Source organism: Pseudomonas sivasensis (assembly GCF_052938085.1).
The window spans coordinates 5,021,177-5,038,010 of record NZ_CP176442.1 but is presented as its reverse complement, the minus strand read 5'-3'; the positions used below and the strand labels follow the sequence as shown (position 1 = coordinate 5,038,010).

The 16,834-nt window shown below is 61.5% G+C and carries 15 protein-coding genes; 7 read left to right on the top strand and 8 right to left on the bottom strand.

The features are described 5' to 3' along the window. Positions 1-39: 39 nt before the first annotated feature. The gene (locus tag ACKZ62_RS23230; RefSeq protein WP_447095880.1) at positions 40-1,551 is read right to left on the bottom strand and encodes an MFS transporter; all 1,512 of its coding nucleotides are present in this window, start codon (positions 1,549-1,551) and stop codon (positions 40-42) included. A gap of 104 nt (positions 1,552-1,655) precedes the next feature. Here ACKZ62_RS23230 and ACKZ62_RS23225 point away from each other — a divergent pair, with 104 nt between their 5' ends. Then, on the top strand, positions 1,656-2,528 hold the full coding sequence (locus tag ACKZ62_RS23225) for a LysR family transcriptional regulator (protein ID WP_122752515.1): 873 nt from the start codon (positions 1,656-1,658) through the stop codon (positions 2,526-2,528). 176 nt (positions 2,529-2,704) lie between these two features. Here ACKZ62_RS23225 and fecA read toward each other — a convergent pair whose 3' ends face one another. The 3 genes from fecA to ACKZ62_RS23210 all read right to left on the bottom strand — a co-directional run bounded on the left by fecA (position 2,705) and on the right by ACKZ62_RS23210 (position 6,562). After that, the gene (gene fecA / locus ACKZ62_RS23220) at positions 2,705-5,044 is read right to left on the bottom strand and encodes a TonB-dependent Fe(3+) dicitrate receptor FecA (protein ID WP_447095879.1); all 2,340 of its coding nucleotides are present in this window, start codon (positions 5,042-5,044) and stop codon (positions 2,705-2,707) included. A gap of 91 nt (positions 5,045-5,135) precedes the next feature. After that, positions 5,136-6,077, bottom strand: a complete 942-nt coding sequence (locus ACKZ62_RS23215) for a FecR domain-containing protein (protein ID WP_032886417.1) — start codon at positions 6,075-6,077, stop codon at positions 5,136-5,138. Next, positions 6,074-6,562, bottom strand: coding sequence for a sigma-70 family RNA polymerase sigma factor (locus tag ACKZ62_RS23210; protein WP_032886418.1), 489 nt, complete (start codon positions 6,560-6,562; stop codon positions 6,074-6,076). The genes ACKZ62_RS23215 and ACKZ62_RS23210 overlap by 4 nt, the downstream gene beginning before the upstream one ends. Before the next feature lie 170 nt (positions 6,563-6,732). Here ACKZ62_RS23210 and ACKZ62_RS23205 point away from each other — a divergent pair, with 170 nt between their 5' ends. From ACKZ62_RS23205 to ACKZ62_RS23185, 5 genes are read left to right on the top strand one after another with little or no spacing between them, the layout of a single operon-like run. After that, on the top strand, positions 6,733-7,035 hold the full coding sequence (locus ACKZ62_RS23205) for a DUF3649 domain-containing protein (RefSeq protein ID WP_032886421.1): 303 nt from the start codon (positions 6,733-6,735) through the stop codon (positions 7,033-7,035). Continuing rightward, positions 7,032-8,606 carry a PepSY-associated TM helix domain-containing protein gene (locus ACKZ62_RS23200; RefSeq protein WP_181642777.1) on the top strand — a complete coding sequence of 525 codons (1,575 nt, stop codon included), beginning with the start codon at positions 7,032-7,034 and terminating at the stop codon, positions 8,604-8,606. The genes ACKZ62_RS23205 and ACKZ62_RS23200 overlap by 4 nt, the downstream gene beginning before the upstream one ends. Continuing rightward, positions 8,607-8,933 carry a DUF3325 domain-containing protein gene (locus tag ACKZ62_RS23195; RefSeq protein WP_032886424.1) on the top strand — a complete coding sequence of 109 codons (327 nt, stop codon included), beginning with the start codon at positions 8,607-8,609 and terminating at the stop codon, positions 8,931-8,933. A 9-nt stretch (positions 8,934-8,942) separates the two neighbouring features. Continuing rightward, positions 8,943-9,521, top strand: coding sequence for an RNA polymerase sigma factor (locus ACKZ62_RS23190; RefSeq protein WP_032886425.1), 579 nt, complete (start codon positions 8,943-8,945; stop codon positions 9,519-9,521). Further along, positions 9,518-10,495 carry a FecR family protein gene (locus tag ACKZ62_RS23185; protein WP_122764778.1) on the top strand — a complete coding sequence of 326 codons (978 nt, stop codon included), beginning with the start codon at positions 9,518-9,520 and terminating at the stop codon, positions 10,493-10,495. The genes ACKZ62_RS23190 and ACKZ62_RS23185 overlap by 4 nt, the downstream gene beginning before the upstream one ends. On the opposite strand, the gene ACKZ62_RS23180 is transcribed toward ACKZ62_RS23185, so the two are convergent. Both ACKZ62_RS23180 and yejK read right to left on the bottom strand, forming a co-directional pair. Further along, positions 10,496-10,846 carry a glutaredoxin family protein gene (locus ACKZ62_RS23180; protein ID WP_032886428.1) on the bottom strand — a complete coding sequence of 117 codons (351 nt, stop codon included), beginning with the start codon at positions 10,844-10,846 and terminating at the stop codon, positions 10,496-10,498. It lies immediately after the preceding gene. Continuing rightward, entirely contained in the window at positions 10,846-11,850 is a 1,005-nt protein-coding gene (yejK, locus tag ACKZ62_RS23175; protein ID WP_032886429.1) for a nucleoid-associated protein YejK, read from the bottom strand. The genes ACKZ62_RS23180 and yejK overlap by 1 nt, the downstream gene beginning before the upstream one ends. Positions 11,851-12,247: 397 nt before the next feature. On the opposite strand from yejK, the gene ACKZ62_RS23170 reads away from it, so the two are divergent. Continuing rightward, complete coding sequence (locus ACKZ62_RS23170; protein WP_003188840.1) at positions 12,248-12,529, top strand: HU family DNA-binding protein; 282 nt, start codon at positions 12,248-12,250, stop codon at positions 12,527-12,529. A 65-nt stretch (positions 12,530-12,594) separates the two neighbouring features. Here the strand turns inward: ACKZ62_RS23170 and rlmF are convergent, their stop codons facing one another. Then, positions 12,595-13,614: a 23S rRNA (adenine(1618)-N(6))-methyltransferase RlmF gene (gene rlmF / locus ACKZ62_RS23165; RefSeq protein WP_095183912.1), complete on the bottom strand. Its 1,020-nt coding sequence runs from the start codon at positions 13,612-13,614 to the stop codon at positions 12,595-12,597. A gap of 216 nt (positions 13,615-13,830) precedes the next feature. Next, positions 13,831-16,677: a valine--tRNA ligase gene (locus ACKZ62_RS23160; protein WP_442117892.1), complete on the bottom strand. Its 2,847-nt coding sequence runs from the start codon at positions 16,675-16,677 to the stop codon at positions 13,831-13,833. Between the last annotated feature and the right edge of the window lie 157 nt (positions 16,678-16,834).

Here is a 16,834-nt window from a genome sequence, read left to right as displayed (position 1 = left end):
CCCCCTCAAACGGGCCTGCATCTGCAGGCCCGTTTTCGTTTAGCGCCTGCGTCGGAAAAAATACCGGCTCAGCATCGCCAGCCCGCCCGCACCCAACCCGGCAAACAGCATCGCCCAACCGGCGCCGTGGCGCAGTGCTGCCTGAGCGTCGTTGACTGTCAGCCCCATCGACTCGAGTTTTCCTGCGGCAATGTTTTGACTGATAACCGGCCAATCCATTGCCGTGGCAGCGGGCAGCACCTCGGCCAAGTGATCGCTGATCCCCAGCAACAGCACCAACCCCATGAGGGCAATGTTGAGCGCCAGGGTGATCAGCCGCGCACTGAGGTCGATGCCTGAGGCCATGCCTGCGCGATCCGCCGACACCGAGCCGGTGGTGGTGTTGGTGGTGGGCGAGTTGGTCAGCGCCAGGCCTACGCCGGCGATCACGCAACTGAACAGCACCAGCTCGATACCTGGGTGCTCGGCGCCGTTGACGGCGGCCATGGCCAGAAAGCCCGCGCCCATCAGGCCCAGGCCCAGGGGGATGATGCGTTCGGCGCCATAGCGCAGGGCCAGGCGCTCGGCCAGCGGCGGCACCAGCAAGGTCGGCAGGGTGTAGGCGAGCAACGCGGCGCCGGTGGTCAAGGTGTCGTAACCCAGGCCCGCCTGGAAGTACAACGGCAGGTAGATCATGAACGGCCAGAAGCTGAAGTTCATGCCGATAGAGCCCATCAACGCGCCGTTGAAACGCTGGATGCGGAACACCGAGAAGTCGAACATTGGGTGTGCACTGCGAAGCTCGACCGCGATGAACAGCAGCAAGCCGAGCACCGACAACGCCGCCCAACCGAGCATGGCCGGTGCGCCGAAGCCGTGCTCGGTGCCTTGGGTGATGAAGTACACCAGGGCAAACACCGACACGGTCAAGGTGACCATACCGGCGATGTCCAGGCGACGGGCGGCCGGGTCGCGGGACTCCTGCACGCTGATGTGCAGCAGCACCAGGGTGAACAGGGTGAGCGGCACGTGCACGAGGAACACCCAACGCCAATCCGCCACCGCCAGGATCAATGCGCCGATCATCGGTCCGAAGCCCAGGCCCACGCCAGCAATCACGCCCCATATTGCAAAGGCCCGTGCCCGTGCTACCGGTTCGCTGAACAGGTGCGACAGGATGGCGAACTGGCAAATCATCATCGCTCCGGCACCGATGCCCTGAACAAACCGCGCCGTGATCAGCAGCGAAGCCTCCTCGGCCAGCCCACAGGCCAGCGAGGCCAGGCCAAACACCCACAGGCACAACACCAGCATGCGGCGACGGCCAAAGCGATCCGCCAATGTGCCCGCCGCCATCAGCACGCTGGTACAGGCCAAGGTGTAGGCGTTCATGATCCATTGGGCGTCCTGGAAGCCCGTGCCCAACTCTCGCTCGAGCGTCGGCAGGATCACCGGGACGCTGGAAATCTCCAGGCCGAACATCAGCGCGACGAGGCACACGGCAGTGAGGGCCAGCCCATTCCTGGCGGTGCGCGGGCGGCTGGTGGCGTTTAACGTGGCGACGGGTGGCATGGGATTCTCCTGTGGATGGGTATCGGGATATTTTCGGGGGAATAGGGTTCGTTATTCGTGATAAGTTTTCTGCTAATAGGGGAATCAAGGGCGACAATAGAGCCATGGCCACACCGCGTTTTGATGGCGTTGAGCTGTTTCTGCAAATCGTCGAAAGCGGCAACCTGACCGAGGCCGCCGAACGCCTGAATCTCACACGCTCGGCGGTTGGCAAGGGCCTGGCGCGATTGGAGGCACGCTTGGGCACGTGCCTGCTGCAGCGCTCCACCCGCCGCCAGCGTTTGACCGAGGACGGCCAGGCGTACTACGAACATTGCCTGCGGGCATTGGCGGAGCTCGAGGCTGCCGAATCGGTGCTGGAAAGCGGCCGGCAACAGCCACGCGGCCGCTTGCGGGCCAGCTTGCCGCTGGCCTTCGGGCACCACTACGCGGCCCCGGCATTGTGGGGATTGATGGCGCGTTATCCGGAACTGGAAATCGAGATCAGCTTCGCCGATCGGCTGGTGGACCTGGCACAGGAAGGCTTCGACGTCGCCGTGCGGATCGGCCCGCTCCCCGACACCGACCGCCTCAGTGCGCGTCGGCTGGGCGAGCAGGCCGTGGGACTGGCGGCGTCACCGGCGTACTTGCAGCGCGTTGGGCCGATTGAATGCATCGAAGACCTTGCCGGCCATCGCGGCATCGCCTACCGCAGCAGCACCCCGCACCGCAATCGCGTGGCCTCGCCGTTAATGATGGACGACCTCCAGGCTGTTGCCGATGCCGCCATCGCGGGCGTCGGCCTGGCCTGGTTGCCGAGTTGGTTGATTGCGCACTATGTGCTGCGTGGGAAGTTGGTCGCGGTATTGCCCGGCTATCGCGAGCAACCTGCGCCCATCCATGTGATCTGGCCCACTGCCACGCATATGCCGGCCAAGACACGGTGTGCAATCGATGCATTGGTCGAAGCCACCCCCAGTTGCCTGGCGGGCAGTTAGAACCGGCGGGTCAGGGCGAGCATGCTATTAAGGCAAACGGGTTTGTTGTGGCGAGTGGGCTTGCCCCGCGTTAGGTTGCGAAGCGACCCCAGCTCTTTGTTTGAAAAGGCCGGGCCTGCTACGCAGTCCAACGCGGGGCAAGCCCGCTCGCCACAGGTCGTGTGTTGCTTGGGCAGTTAGAACGCGATGGAGGTCTGCACGTACACCGTGCGTGGCTCACCGACGTATTTGCCCTTGTTGTTATCGTCAAACGAGCGCGTGAAGTATTGCTTGTTGAAGATGTTCTTCACGCCGACCGCCACGTTCAAATCCGACAGTTGCGGGCCGAAATCATAGGCCGCGCGGCTGCTGAACAGCATGTAGCCGGGGATGCGTCCGTTGGCACCGTCGGCGCTCTCGGCCTCGGTGTTGGCGTTATCGGCGAACTGGCTGCTCTGGTAGCTGCTGTCCACATTGAGTTTCCAGCGCCCTTCGGTGTAACCCACGCCGAGGGTGCCTTTATGCTTGGACGAGAAGGGCACGCGGTTGCCTTTGTTCGGGCCGTCTTCGCGGATGGTGGCGTCGACGTAGGCGTAGGTGGCGTACACATCGAAACCGGCCAACGCCGGGCTCAAACCATCGAGGGCGTAGTTGACGCTGGTTTCGATACCCTGATGGCGTGTCTCACCCCGGGCGATTACCGAGTCGTTGGTCTGGTTGCTTTCATACTGGTTATCGAAGTTGATCAGGAACGCACCGATCTCCGCGCGCAAGGTGCCGTTGTCATAGCGGGTACCCAGTTCCCAGGTGCGGGCTTTTTCCGGTTTGACTTCACCGCTGGTGACACGGTTGGGCATCTGGCTGTACTGCACGCTGCCGAATGAACCTTCGGTGTTGGCATACAGGTTCCAGTCGTCGGTCAGGTGATAGAGCACGTTCAACGCCGGTAGCGCGGTGTTGTAGTCGCCTTTGTATTTGACGTCGGTCAGATTATTGCTCTGCTGGGACTCGATCATCTCGTAGCGAATGCCCGGGGTGATGGTCCACTTGCCGATATCAATCCGGTCATCGACGAAGAACGCATTGGCTTCTGTGCCGCCACGGGTGTCGCGGTCGTTGCGGCTGTCAGTCGTGGGGATTTGCTGGTTGTTGGCCGAGATCGGCGTGCGGTAGCGCAACTCGTGACCCGCTTCGTTGATGTAGCGGTAGCCGACGCCCACTTCATGGCTGGTCGGGCCGAGGTCAAAGCCCTGGGCGAAGCGGGTTTCCACGCCGCGCACCCAATACTCACGCGGTGACAGCGACAGGAACGTGCCCTGGTCCAGATAACCGCTGCGCAGGGTCTTGGTGAAGAAACTGTTGACGGTGAATTCTCGACGATCCTGTTCGTAGCGGTAGCCGACGTTGAACATCGTGCGGCGGCCCCAGAATTTGTCGTAGGGGCGGGTGGACTGGTACGGATCGGCCTTGTAGTTCGCCACGTTCAAGCCGCCGGGCATATCGGCCTGGCCTTCGTAGTACTGCGCCATGGCGTTGAAGCTATTGGCGTCGTCGAGCTGGTATTTGCCCTTGAGGATCAAATCGTCGATGCGCGTGTTGCTGTTTTCGCGCCAGTCGCCACCCCGGGTGCCGGAATACAGAATCGCGCCGCCAAGGCCATTGTCGGCCGTGCCGCCGGCCAGCAGGTTGCCGGTAGTCTTGAAACCGTCATGGCTGGATGACGGGCTGGTTTCAGTCTGCAAGCCGCCCTTGACCGTGGGCGCATCCGGGATCGCGCGGGTCACAAAGTTGACCACGCCGCCGACGTTCTGCGGGCCGTAACGCACGGCGCCGCCGCCACGTACCACGTCCACCGCGTCCATGTTGCCCATGCTGATCGGTGCGAAGGACAGTTGCGGCTGGCCATACGGCGCGAAGGGCACCGGGATGCCGTCCATCAATACGGTGGAGCGCGACGCCAGGCGCGGGTTGAGTCCGCGAATGCCAAAGTTTAGCGCCATGTCGTGGCTGCCGGTGCCGTTGTTGTCCGGAGCGTTGACGCCGGGGATGCGGTTGAGCACGTCCTTGGCTTGGGTGGCGCCTTGGCGTTCGAACTCTTCGCGGCGGATCACATCGCGGGCGCCGGGGTGTTCGAACACATTGGTTTGTGCCGCATCGCCGAGCCAGTCGCCGACCACGCTGGAAGTCGCCAGCTCTACCGCAGCGGGTGCGTTTACCGGTTGCAGGCTGAAGGCGTTGTCACCTTCAGGGCGGGCTTCCAGGCCTGTGCCTTCCAGCAGTTTTTGCAGGCCTTCGGTGGTGCTGTAGCTGCCGGACAAACCACGGCTCTGCATGCCCGCCGTGATTTCGGAACCGAAGGAAATCAATACGCCGGCTTCGCGACCAAACTGATTGAGGGCCGCTTCCAGCGACGTCGGGGCAATGTGATAAGGCTTGGCGTCCGCGGCCATCACGGGGGGCAATACCGCGAAACTGAGGCTGGCGCCCAGTAACAGTTGGCGCAAGGTGCGGGCGATTAGGGTCGGCTGCTGGGGCATGAAGAGCGGTCCTGAGAAGGAAGGATCAAGGTGGCTTTCCTTCTCTGTCACGCGAGGTGTGGAAAACGGCTCACAGGTACAGAAAATAATTTCAGGCGCGCGCCTGCACTGTCACCCAATAGCGGGTAAAGCGCCGCACTTTCACCGGCAGGCTGACTTCCAGCAGGTTGAGAATGCGTTCGCTGTCGTCCAGCGGGTAGCTGCCAGAGATCAATAAATTGGCAACCTGCGGATCGCAATTGACCTGGCCGCGACGATAGCGGCCCAGTTCGCCGAGGAAATCTTCCAGGCGCATGTGTGCAGCCACCAGCATGCCGTCGGCCCAGGCGCCGCTGTTGGCGTCGGTGGGGCGCGGGGTGTCCCAGCCTTTGCGGGTGAAATTGACTTGGCGCGCCGCTTCGACTGTCAGCGGCAGGCCGCTGTAGGTGTTGGGCATCACCTCGACTTGGCCGTCGAGCACCGCCAGCTGGGTGTGGTCGTTGAACTGACGTACGTTCAGGCGCGCCGCTTGGCTGCTGAGCAGGCCCTGGCCGGTAAGGACGCGCAATGGCGTGTTGCCGGCGATGCCGTTCAGCATGATCTCGCCTTCGAGCAGTCGGATCAGCCGTTGCTGGCCATCAAAATGTACATCTACGGCACTGCCGGTATTGAGCTGCAACTGGCTGCCGTCGGCCAATTGCACCTTGCGGCGTTGGCCCACCGGGCTGCGGTAGTCGGCGGTCAGGGGCGGCAGAATATGCTGCTGGCGCAGGCTCCAGGCGGCTGCCGAGCCAGCGCCGAGGATCAACAGCAACTTCAGCGCCTGCCGCCGGCTGGTAGACGTCGGCGCATTCAACGCGGCGTGAGCCAGGGGCGAGGGCATGCCGCGCAGGCGCTGGTTAACGCGCTGGATATGGTCCCAGGCGCGCTGGTGCTCGCTGTGGGCATTCAGCCAGTGTTGCCAGGCGGCCTGTTGGCGTGGGTTGAGCGCGCCTTGCTGCATTTCCATCAGCCAGCGCACGGCCTGTTCGGCGACTTGGGTCGAGACGTTCATAGGGCAAAGTAGCAGCGCATGGCGGCTTTATTCAGGTGGCGTTTGACGGTGGCAATGGAAATGCCCAGTTCAGCGCTGATCTGCGCGTAGGTCAGGCCATCGAGTTGGGCCAGCAGGAACGCGCGCTTGACCTGTGTGGGCAAGCCGGCGAGCAGTTGATCCAGCTCGACCAGGGTTTGCAGGATGATTGCGCGTTCTTCTTCCGACGGCGCCACGTGTTCGGGCATTTGTGCAAGGGCGTCAAGATAGGCGCGTTCGAGGTCCTGGCGGCGATAGAAGTTGAAGAGCACGCGCTTGGCCACGGTGGTGAGAAACGCGCGCGGCTCGACCAGCGTGGGCGTTTCCCTTGCAGTGAGTACGCGGACGAAGGTGTCCTGCGCCAGGTCGGCAGCACTTTCCGGGCAGCCGAGCTTGCGTCGCAACCAGCCGGTGAGCCAGTGGTGATGGTCGTTGTACAGCACTTCGACGGGGTTGGACGGGCTCAACGCAAACACTCCGCAAATATCGGCATGCTTTAGAGAACAAGAATTGTTCGCATTGTATGGCCCGAGACCCGGTTCGGCAATCCGGCAGAGCAGGTGTTTCATCCGTTCTCTTTTGCTTATGAGAATATTTATCATTAATATTGCGCGCTGATGAACCTGGCGCCTCTCGCATGAAAAGCAAAACTTCGCTTCCCGCGCTCTACCGCTTGGCTGTCACCTCCCGCGTGCTGGCGGCCGTGGTCGGTGGCTACCTCATGGCCTCCCTCGCCGCCATCTGCCTGGCATTGTGGATGCCAACATCTCGCGCCGACGCCGTGATCACCGGGATGATGAGTTCATTTGTGTTCTATTTGCTGGCCGTACTCTGGTGCTTCGCCTGCCGTACGGCTTGGCGCGCCTGGTTTGGCGTGATGCTGCCGAGCGCAGTCTTTGCCGCTTTGGCGGGTGTGGGCTTGTGGATGGTGCGCACATGAAAGAGGGATTTCGCCAGGCCATGGCCTGGCTGCATACCTGGGCGGGCTTGATCTTCGGCTGGCTGCTGTTTGCGATTTTCCTGACGGGCACGCTGTCTTACTTCAAGGATGAGATCAGCCACTGGATGCAGCCCGAGGTCCAGGCTCATCCGTTGGACAATGCGCGCAGCCTCAGCGTCGCGCAAACCTACCTGCAACAGGTGGCACCCACAGCGGCACGCTGGTTTATCGCCCTGCCGGATAGCCGCGACCCCGGCCTGTCGGTCATGTGGCAAGACAAGCTCGACCCCGGCCGCCGCGGCAATTTCATGCGCAAAACCCTCGACCCCGTCAGCGGCCAAGCCGTAGAGGCCCGCGAAAGCATGGGCGGGGATTTCTTCTACCGTTTCCACTTCCAACTGCAAATGCCGCACCCCTGGGGCCGCTGGCTGTCCACCCTCGCTGCGATGGTGATGTTCGTGGCGCTGATCACCGGCATCATCACCCACAAGAAAATATTCAAGGACTTCTTCACCTTCCGCCCCCGTAAAGGCCAGCGCTCCTGGCTCGACGGGCATAACGCGGTGGGTGTGCTCGTGCTGCCGTTTCACCTGATGATCACGTACAGCAGCCTGGTGATCTTTATGAGCATGGTGATGCCGGCGCCGATCATGGCCTCCTATGGCAACGACACCCGCGCATTTTTCAACGAGATATTCCCCGCGACCAACAACGCGCCGGCGTCGGGGCAGCCGGGCGAATTGGCGCCGCTGCTGCCGATGTACGAGCAAGCGCGGGCGCAATGGGAGGGTGGCCACGTAGGGCGGATCGGGGTGAATAACCCCGGTGATGTCAACGCGTCGGTCAATGTGTTCCGCGCAAGTTCCGACAGCGTGGTGCATGAATTCGACAGCATTGTGTCGTTTAACGGGCACACCGGCGAACTGTTGCGGGCCAGCGACGGGCAATCGTTGACCGCCATGGTCGGCGGCAGTTTCTACGGCCTGCACATGGGCCATTTCGCTGGGCCGGTGCTGCGCTGGTTGTACTTCATCTGCGGCCTGGCAGGCACTGCGATGATCGGCACCGGGCTGGTGATCTGGCTTGGCAAGCGCCAACTCAAACATGCCAAAACCGGTGTGATGCCGTTTGAGCTGCGACTGGTGGAAGTGCTGAATATCGCCAGCATGTCCGGTTTGCTGATCGCCATTGCAGCGTTCTTCTGGGCCAACCGCCTGCTGCCGGTGAGCCTCGCCGAACGCTCCGATTGGGAAGTGCAGACCTTCTTTATCGCCTGGGGCCTGAGCCTGTTGCACGCCATTGTGCGTCGTGGGCGCCAGGGTTGGGTCGAGCAATTGAGCGTCGGTGCGTTGTTGTTTGCCGCGGTGCCACTGCTCAACGCAATCACCACCGACCACGCTTTGGGCGTGTCCCTGGCCCGTGGTGACTGGGCGATGGCCGGCTTTGATCTGACCTGTCTGGGCAGCGGCGTGTTTCTCGCCTGGGCGGCGTGGAAGATGCACCACCGCACGGCACCGCAGCCCAAGGCTGAACGGGCGCGTCCGCTCAACCTCAAGCAAGAGGCCAATTGAATGCTCCTCGCGCTGCTGATGTGCTATGCCGGGTTTACCGCTCTGTGCTTGTCCACCGATCGCCATCACGGCGAACTGCTGCACAGCAAGCCATCGCCTCGTCGACGCCTGGGTTTGCGTGTGGCTGGCGGTTTGCTGCTTGCCGTCGCGATCTGGCCCGCCGTGAGCGTAGCTGGCTGGGGCCTGGGATTGGTGGAGTGGTGCGCTGTATTGATGCTCAGCGCGCTGCTGCTGGTGTTGCTGTTGCCGTATCGGCCAAGGCTGGCCTTGATCCTCGCGGGCGTCGGCCTGATGGCCAGCCCCGTTGCGGCCTTCGCCACCCTCTGAGCCCAAGCCATGATGATCAGCACCCCACCCGAATCCCAGGACAGCTCGCAAGCTGATGCGGCGGGTGGGCGTGCGCATTTTCTGCAGGTGTTTCTGTCCCAGCGTTCGCAGATGGAAGCCTTGGTGAGTCGACGTGTAGGCTGCCGCGCCACGGCGGCCGACCTGGTGCAGGATCTGTTTCTACGCTTCTGGCGCCGGCCGCTGGTGCAGGTCGAAGAGCTCAGCACCTACCTGCTGCGCTGCGCCGGCAATATCGCCATCGACCACCTGCGCAGCGAAGGCGCGCGGGTGCGCAGCAGCGAAGGTTGGTTGCCCGAGCAGCAGGACAACCAGGGCTCTGAACCCCAGGCCGCACTGGAAGCGGGTAACGACCTGCGCCATGTCGAAGCCGCCTTGCGCAGCCTGCCCGAGCGCACTCGGCAGATTTTCCTGCTCAACCGCATCCATGGCCGCAAATACGCGGAAATCGCCAAGGCCATGGGCCTGTCCCAAAGTGCCGTGGAAAAACATATGATGCGTGCCCTCGAAGCTTGCAAGGCCAGCCTTCGCGACCCATCGCCTCCACGCACGCCAGGGAAAGCACCGTGAACGTCACCCCCACGCCCGAGCAGGAACACGCCGCACTGGCCTGGCTGAGTCTGTTGCACGACCAACCCAGCAGCGGCGACCAGGCGACGTTCAGCCACTGGCTGCGCGCCAACCCGGCACACGTCGAGGCTTACGCCCAGGCTCAGGTGCTCTGGGAGCTGAGCGAAGTACCTGCACGCGCCCTGGCGGAAGAAGAAGCCCTGGCATTGCAGGGCTACCTCAATACGATGAACACCGCGAAGCGTTCACGTGTCGTGCGCTGGTCCGGCGCCCTGGCCATGGCTGCCTGCCTGCTGTTGATGGTGTCCATGGGCGCAGGTTGGCAGCCGTCGCGTTGGGTCGATGATTTCGGCGCCGATTACGTGACGGCGCCAGGAGAAATAAAAACCGTCACCCTGGCGGATCAATCTCAAGTCACCCTGGATGCCGACAGCGCGATTGCCGTGGATTTCAGCCACGGCGAGCGGCATATCCAGCTGCGTCGCGGCGCCGGTTTTTTCAGCGTGACCCACACCGGCGAGTCCTTTGTGGTGGGGGCGGGCAGCGGTGAAGCGCGGGTGCTCGGCACACAATTCGAAGTGCGCCTGCAACCAGCGGGCGCTCAAGTGACGGTGTTGTCGGGGCGGGTCGGCGTGACGCCGTCGAAGCAGGGCCAGCAGCAAATTCTGACGGCGGGCCAGCAAGTGGTTTACGCCGATGGCATTGCCGATCCCCTGCACGCTGTCGACAGCGAATCGCGCCTGGCCTGGCGCGACGGCTGGCTCAACTACTACAAGGCACCGCTCGCCGATGTGGTGAAGGATTTGGGGCGTTACTACCCTGGCCGCATCCTGCTGCTCAACGAAGATATGGGCGCCAAGCGGGTCAGTGGCAGCTTCCCGAGCAAAGACCCGCAGGCCGTGCTGAACGCGTTGCAGGCAGTGCTGGGGTTTGAACAGCACAGCCTGCTGGGACGGGTGATCGTGGTGCGCTGATTATTTCAACGCCGCCATGATCGCCTCAGGGTTGTAATCGCGAATCAGCGTCCCATTCACATCCACAAACGGAATCCCGCCACCGCCCAACGCCTCATACGCCTTGCGCGCAGGGGCGTCCTTCTCGATGTCGAAGGCCTGGTACGGAATACCTTTCTGATCCAGGAAGCGCCGGATCTGCTTGCAGTAGCCACACCACTCGGTGGCATAGAGCACCACCCGCGCCGAAGTGCGGACCTGCTCTGAAACCACCTGCGAGGGGTTGAATAGCCGCTCGATCTTGCCCCAGTTCTGGATAACCACCACCACCAGCAACACCAACAGGACTTTCTTGAGAACCCCGCCGAGCATCAGTTACGGCGCTTGAGCTGGTCAGTCAGTTGGGTCGGCAGGCCCTTGATGATTAGGGTGCCAGCGGCTTCGTCGTACTCAATCTTGTCGCCCAGCAGGTGCGCTTCAAAACTGATCGACAGACCTTCGGCGCGCCCGGTGAAGCGGCGGAACTGGTTAAGGGTGCGCTTATCGGCGGGGATTTCCGGCGACAGGCCGTAGTCCTTGTTGCGGATATGGTCGTAGAACGCCTTTGGTCGATCTTCATCGATCAAGCCCGACAGTTCTTCCAGGCCCATGGGCTCGCCTAGCTTGGCCTGGCTGCTGGCGTAGTCCACCAATGTTTTGGTTTTCTCGCGGGCGGACTCGTCCGGCAGGTCTTCGCTTTCCACGAAGTCGCTGAAGGCCTTGAGCAGGGTGCGGGTCTCGCCCGGACCGTCGACGCCTTCCTGGCAGCCGATAAAGTCGCGGAAGTACTCCGAGACTTTCTTGCCATTCTTGCCTTTGATAAACGAGATGTACTGCTTGGACTGCTTGTTGTTCTGCCACTCCGACACGTTGATCCGTGCGGCCAGGTGCAGTTGGCCCAAGTCCAGGTGGCGCGACGGAGTCACGTCCAGCTCGTCGGTTACCGCTACGCCTTCGCTGTGGTGCAGCAGGGCGATGGCCAGGTAATCGGTCATGCCTTGCTGGTAGTGGGCGAACAGTACGTGGCCGCCGGTGGAGAGGTTGGATTCCTCCATCAGCTTCTGCAGATGCTCAACGGCGGTGCGGCTGAAGGTGGTGAAATCCTGGCCACCCTCGAAATATTCCTTCAACCAGCCACTGAACGGGTGCGCGCCGGACTCGGCATGGAAGAAACCCCAGGCCTTGCCTTGTTTGGCGTTGTAGCTCTCGTTGAGGTCGGCAAGCATATTCTCGATGGCGGCGGATTCGGAGAGCTCCGAGTCGCGTGCGTGGAGAACTGCGGGCGTGCCGTCGGGTTTTTTGTCGATCAGGTGGACGATGCAATGACGGATCGGCATAGGCTTCTCGGCTGGTTGAAGGGGAGCGATTGGCCTCCCCGAAAAGTCGCCCAGTGTACCGCACCCATTGGTCAAGACGCGCTTCGAAGGGCGTTTTGGGTGAGGTCCGACCGGGTATATTCCTTTTTTTGACGGTTTAGAGCGATAAAGCTGACCAAATGGGTAGGTAGAGGCGGATATTTCCCCGTCTCTGTGCTAGTTTTGCCCCGTCTTACGCCAAGTCTCGGCGTTAAGCGTGCATTCAGCATCTGTCAGGTCGAACCAATCCCCGTTTCAAGCATCTATAACCCCGTTCTCCGAGGTTATAAGCCTGGGGTGCCAGGCCTAGACGGTCGGGCTCGACGGCTGACACTGCACTCTGCAATCCATATGAATTTGATAGGGAAGGAACACCACAATGGCTATTACTAAAGACCAACTGATCGCTGACCTGGCTGAAGCAGTAGACGCACCGAAAACTACCGTGCGCGCTCTGCTGGACCAACTGAGCCAAGTTGTTGCTGATCAGCTGGAAAACGGCGGCGAAATCACTCTGCCAGGCGTTGGCAAACTGAAAGTGACCGAGCGTCCAGCCCGTACTGGCCGTAACCCTTCGACTGGCGCTGCCATCGAAATCGCTGCCAAGAAAGTTATCAAGCTGGTTGTGGCCAAAGGCCTGACCGACGCTGTTAACAAGTAAGACGCAGCAAAAAAAAACCGTGCTCCGGAGCAATCCGGGCACGGTTTTTTGTTGCCTGCGATTTATTAATCGCGAACCCAGCGTTGGCGCCAGATCTGCTGCTCGTTCTTGGTCTGGAAAGTCCATGCCACGAAACGGCTTTGCTTCTGACCCTGGGACATCTCCACCACCTGGCTTTCCAGCACGCCGGCTTTTTTCAGGGCTGTTTCAATGGCGGGCAAGTTCGATGCTTTTGATACCAGGGTGCTAAACCACAGCACCTTATGGGCAAAATTCGCGCTTTCAGCGATCAACTGCGTCACGAACCGCGCTTCACCGCCTTCACACCACAACTCGGCCGACTGGCCACCGAAGTTCAGCACCGGCAATTTGCGCTTGGGATCAGCCTTGCCCAGCGCGCGCCACTTGCGTTCGCTGCCCTTGGTGGCTTCGTCCATGGACGCATGGAAGGGCGGGTTGCACATGGTCAGGTCAAAGCGCTCGCCAGGTTCCAGCAGGCCCAACAGGATGTGCTTGGGGTTATTTTGCTGGCGCAGTTGGATGACCTTGCTCAGGTCGTTGGACTGCACGATGGCCTTGGCAGCGGCTACGGCGATAGGGTCGACTTCCGAGCCAAGGAAGTTCCAGCGGTACTCCATGTAGCCAATCAGCGGATAGACGCAGTTGGCGCCCATGCCGATGTCCAACACCTTGACGATGGAACCACGGGGAATCTTGCCGTCGTTGACGCTGGCCAGCAGATCGGCGAGGAAGTGCACATAGTCCGCACGCCCCGGCACCGGCGGGCATAGGTAATCCTGCGGGATATCCCAATGCTGGATGCCATAGAACGACTTGAGCAACGCCCGGTTGAATACCCGCACGGCGTCAGGGCTGGCGAAGTCGATGCTTTCCTTACCGTAGGGGTTGAGGATCACGAATTTCGCCAGTTCCGGCGTGGTCTTGATCAGCGCCGGGAAGTCGTAACGGCCTGTGTGGCGGTTGCGCGGGTGCAGGGTGGCCTCTTTGCGCGGCGCGACGGGTTTGGCCGTGGCAGCGGTTTTAGGCTTCTTGCGCGGAGGTTTGGGCGTAGTGGGGGCGGTCATGTTGATTCTGGTGTTGGCTCAAAGTGGTGGGCATTGTCACACATCTTGAGCCTGACCCGGGCAAATGTGGGAGGGGGCTTGCCCCCGATGGCGGTGTGACAGTCAAAGATATTCAGGCTGATGCACTGCTATCGGGGGCAAGCCCCCTCCCACATTGACCGGGTTCGCAAATAAAAAAAGAGACCCGAAGGTCTCTTTTTTCACGCTGATTCCACCTTACAGGCTGGAAATCCGCGCATGTTGCTCCGCCAGCTTGCCCAGAGCCTGTTCGGCCTCGGCGAGCTTGGCGCGCTCTTTCTCGATCACTTCAGCTGGCGCCTTGTCGACGAATGCCGCGTTGGACAGCTTGCCGCCCACCCGCTGCACTTCGCCCTGCAGGCGCGCAATTTCTTTGTCGAGACGGGCCAGCTCTGCGCCCTTGTCGATCAAACCGGCCATTGGCACCAGCACTTCCATGTCGCCAACCAGCGCGGTAGCGGACAACGGTGCTTCGGCGCCGTCAGCCAAGACGGTGATCGACTCCAGCTTCGCCAGTTTCTTGAGCAGTGCATCGTTTTCGGTAAGGCGACGCTGGTCCTCGGCACTGGCGTTCTTCACGAACACCGCCAACGGCTTGCCCGGCCCGATGTTCATCTCGGCGCGGATGTTGCGCGTGCCGAGCATCAGGGTCTTGAGCCATTCGATATCGCTTTCAGCGGCTTCATCGATGCGTGCTTCATTGGCCACCGGCCAAGGCTGCAGCATGATGGTCTTGCCTTCGATACCGGCCAGCGGCGCGAGGCGCTGCCAGATTTCTTCGGTGATGAACGGCATGAACGGATGCGCCAGGCGCAACGCCACTTCCAGCACGCGTACCAGGGTACGACGGGTGCCGCGCTGGCGTTCGACCGGTGCGTTTTCGTCCCACAGCACGGGCTTGGACAGCTCCAGGTACCAGTCGCAATACTGGTTCCAAATGAACTCGTACAAGGCTTGCGCGGCCAGGTCGAAACGGAACTGGTCGAGTTGGCGGGTCACTTCGGCTTCGGTGCGTTGCAGCTGCGAGATGATCCAGCGGTCGGCCAGGCTCAGCTCATAGGCTTCGCCGTTCTGGCCGCAGTCTTCACCTTTATCCAGCACGTAGCGCGCGGCGTTCCAGATCTTGTTGCAGAAGTTGCGATAGCCTTCGACGCGGCCCATGTCGAACTTGATGTCGCGACCGGTAGACGCCAACGAGCAGAAGGTGAAACGCAGGGCGTCGGTGCCGTAGCTGGCGATGCCGTCAGCGAACTCGTCGCGTGTCTGCTTTTCGATCTTCTTTGCCAGTTTCGGCTGCATCAAGCCCGAAGTGCGCTTCTGCACAAGGGTTTCCAGGTCGATGCCGTCGATGATGTCCAGCGGGTCTAGAACGTTGCCCTTGGACTTGGACATTTTCTGGCCCTGGCCATCGCGCACGAGGCCGTGCACATACACGGTCTTGAACGGAACCTGCGGCGTGCCGTCCTCGTTCTTCACCAAGTGCATGGTCAGCATGATCATCCGGGCAACCCAGAAGAAAATGATGTCGAAGCCGGTCACCAGCACGTCGGTGGAGTGGAATTTCTTGAGGAATTCGGTCTGCTGCGGCCAGCCCAGGGTGGAGAACGTCCACAGGCCAGAGCTGAACCAGGTATCCAGTACGTCGTTGTCCTGTTGCAGCGCCACGTCCGGGCCGAGGTTGTGCTTGGCACGCACTTCGGCTTCGTCGCGGCCTACATAGACCTTGCCCGACTCGTCGTACCAGGCCGGAATGCGGTGGCCCCACCACAGTTGACGGCTGATGCACCAATCCTGGATGTCGCGCATCCACGAGAAGTACATGTTTTCGTACTGTTTAGGCACGAACTGGATACGGCCATCTTCTACGGCAGCAATCGCAGGCTCAGCCAGCGGCTTGGTGGACACGTACCACTGGTCGGTCAGCCACGGCTCGATCACGGTGCCGGAGCGGTCGCCCTTCGGCACTTTCAGGCCGTGGTCGTCAACGCTGACCAGCAGGCCGGCGGCATCGAAAGCGGCCACGATCTGTTTGCGTGCTTCGAAACGGTCGAGGCCGGCGTATTCGGTCGGGATCTTGCCGTCGATGCTTTCGTTCAGCGTGCCGTCCAGGTTGAACACCTGGCAGGCCGGCAGTACGGCGGCATTTTTATCGAAGATGTTCAGCAGCGGCAGGTTGTGGCGCTTGCCGACTTCGTAGTCGTTGAAGTCGTGGGCCGGGGTGATCTTCACGCAGCCGGTGCCGAATTCGGGATCGCAGTAGTCGTCCGCGATGATCGGGATGCGACGGCCTACCAATGGCAGGTCGACGAACTTGCCGATCAGTGCCTGGTAGCGTTCGTCGTTCGGGTTAACCGCGACGGCGGCATCGCCGAGCATGGTTTCCGGACGGGTGGTGGCGACGATCAGGTAGTCGTTGCCTTCAGCGGTCTTGGCGCCGTCGGCCAGCGGGTACTTGAGGTTCCACAGGAAGCCTTTCTCGTCGTGGTTTTCCACTTCGAGGTCGGAAATCGCCGTGTGCAACTTGGTGTCCCAGTTGACCAGGCGCTTGCCGCGGTAGATCAGGCCGTCTTCATGCAAGCGCACGAAGGCTTCTTTCACGGATTCGGACAGGCCGTCGTCCATGGTGAAACGCTCGCGGCTCCAGTCGACGGACGAGCCCAGGCGACGGATCTGACGGCTGATGTTGCCGCCGGATTGGTCTTTCCATTCCCAGATCTTTTCCAGGAATTTCTCACGGCCCAGGTCGTGACGGCTCTGGCCGGTGGCTTCGAGTTGGCGCTCCACCAGCATCTGGGTGGCGATACCGGCGTGGTCGGTGCCCGGTTGCCACAGGGTGTTACGACCCTGCATGCGGCGGAAACGGATCAACGCATCCATGATCGCATTGTTGAAGCCATGGCCCATGTGCAGGCTGCCAGTGACGTTCGGTGGCGGAATCATGATGGTGTAGGACTCGCCCGCACCTTGCGGAGCGAAATAGTTCTCGGACTCCCAGGTGTTGTACCAGGAAGTTTCAATAGCGTGCGGCTGGTAGGTCTTATCCATGCGCGGCGGGACCCTAGTTGGCATATATTCAGGAAAGCCGGCAAGTATAACGGGGGATAGGGCGCAGGGCGAGGCGAAGACGGGCTAAAGACGTGCGCCGGTCAATGTGGGAGGGGGCTTGCCCCCGATGGCAATGTGTCAACCATAAATGGGCTGA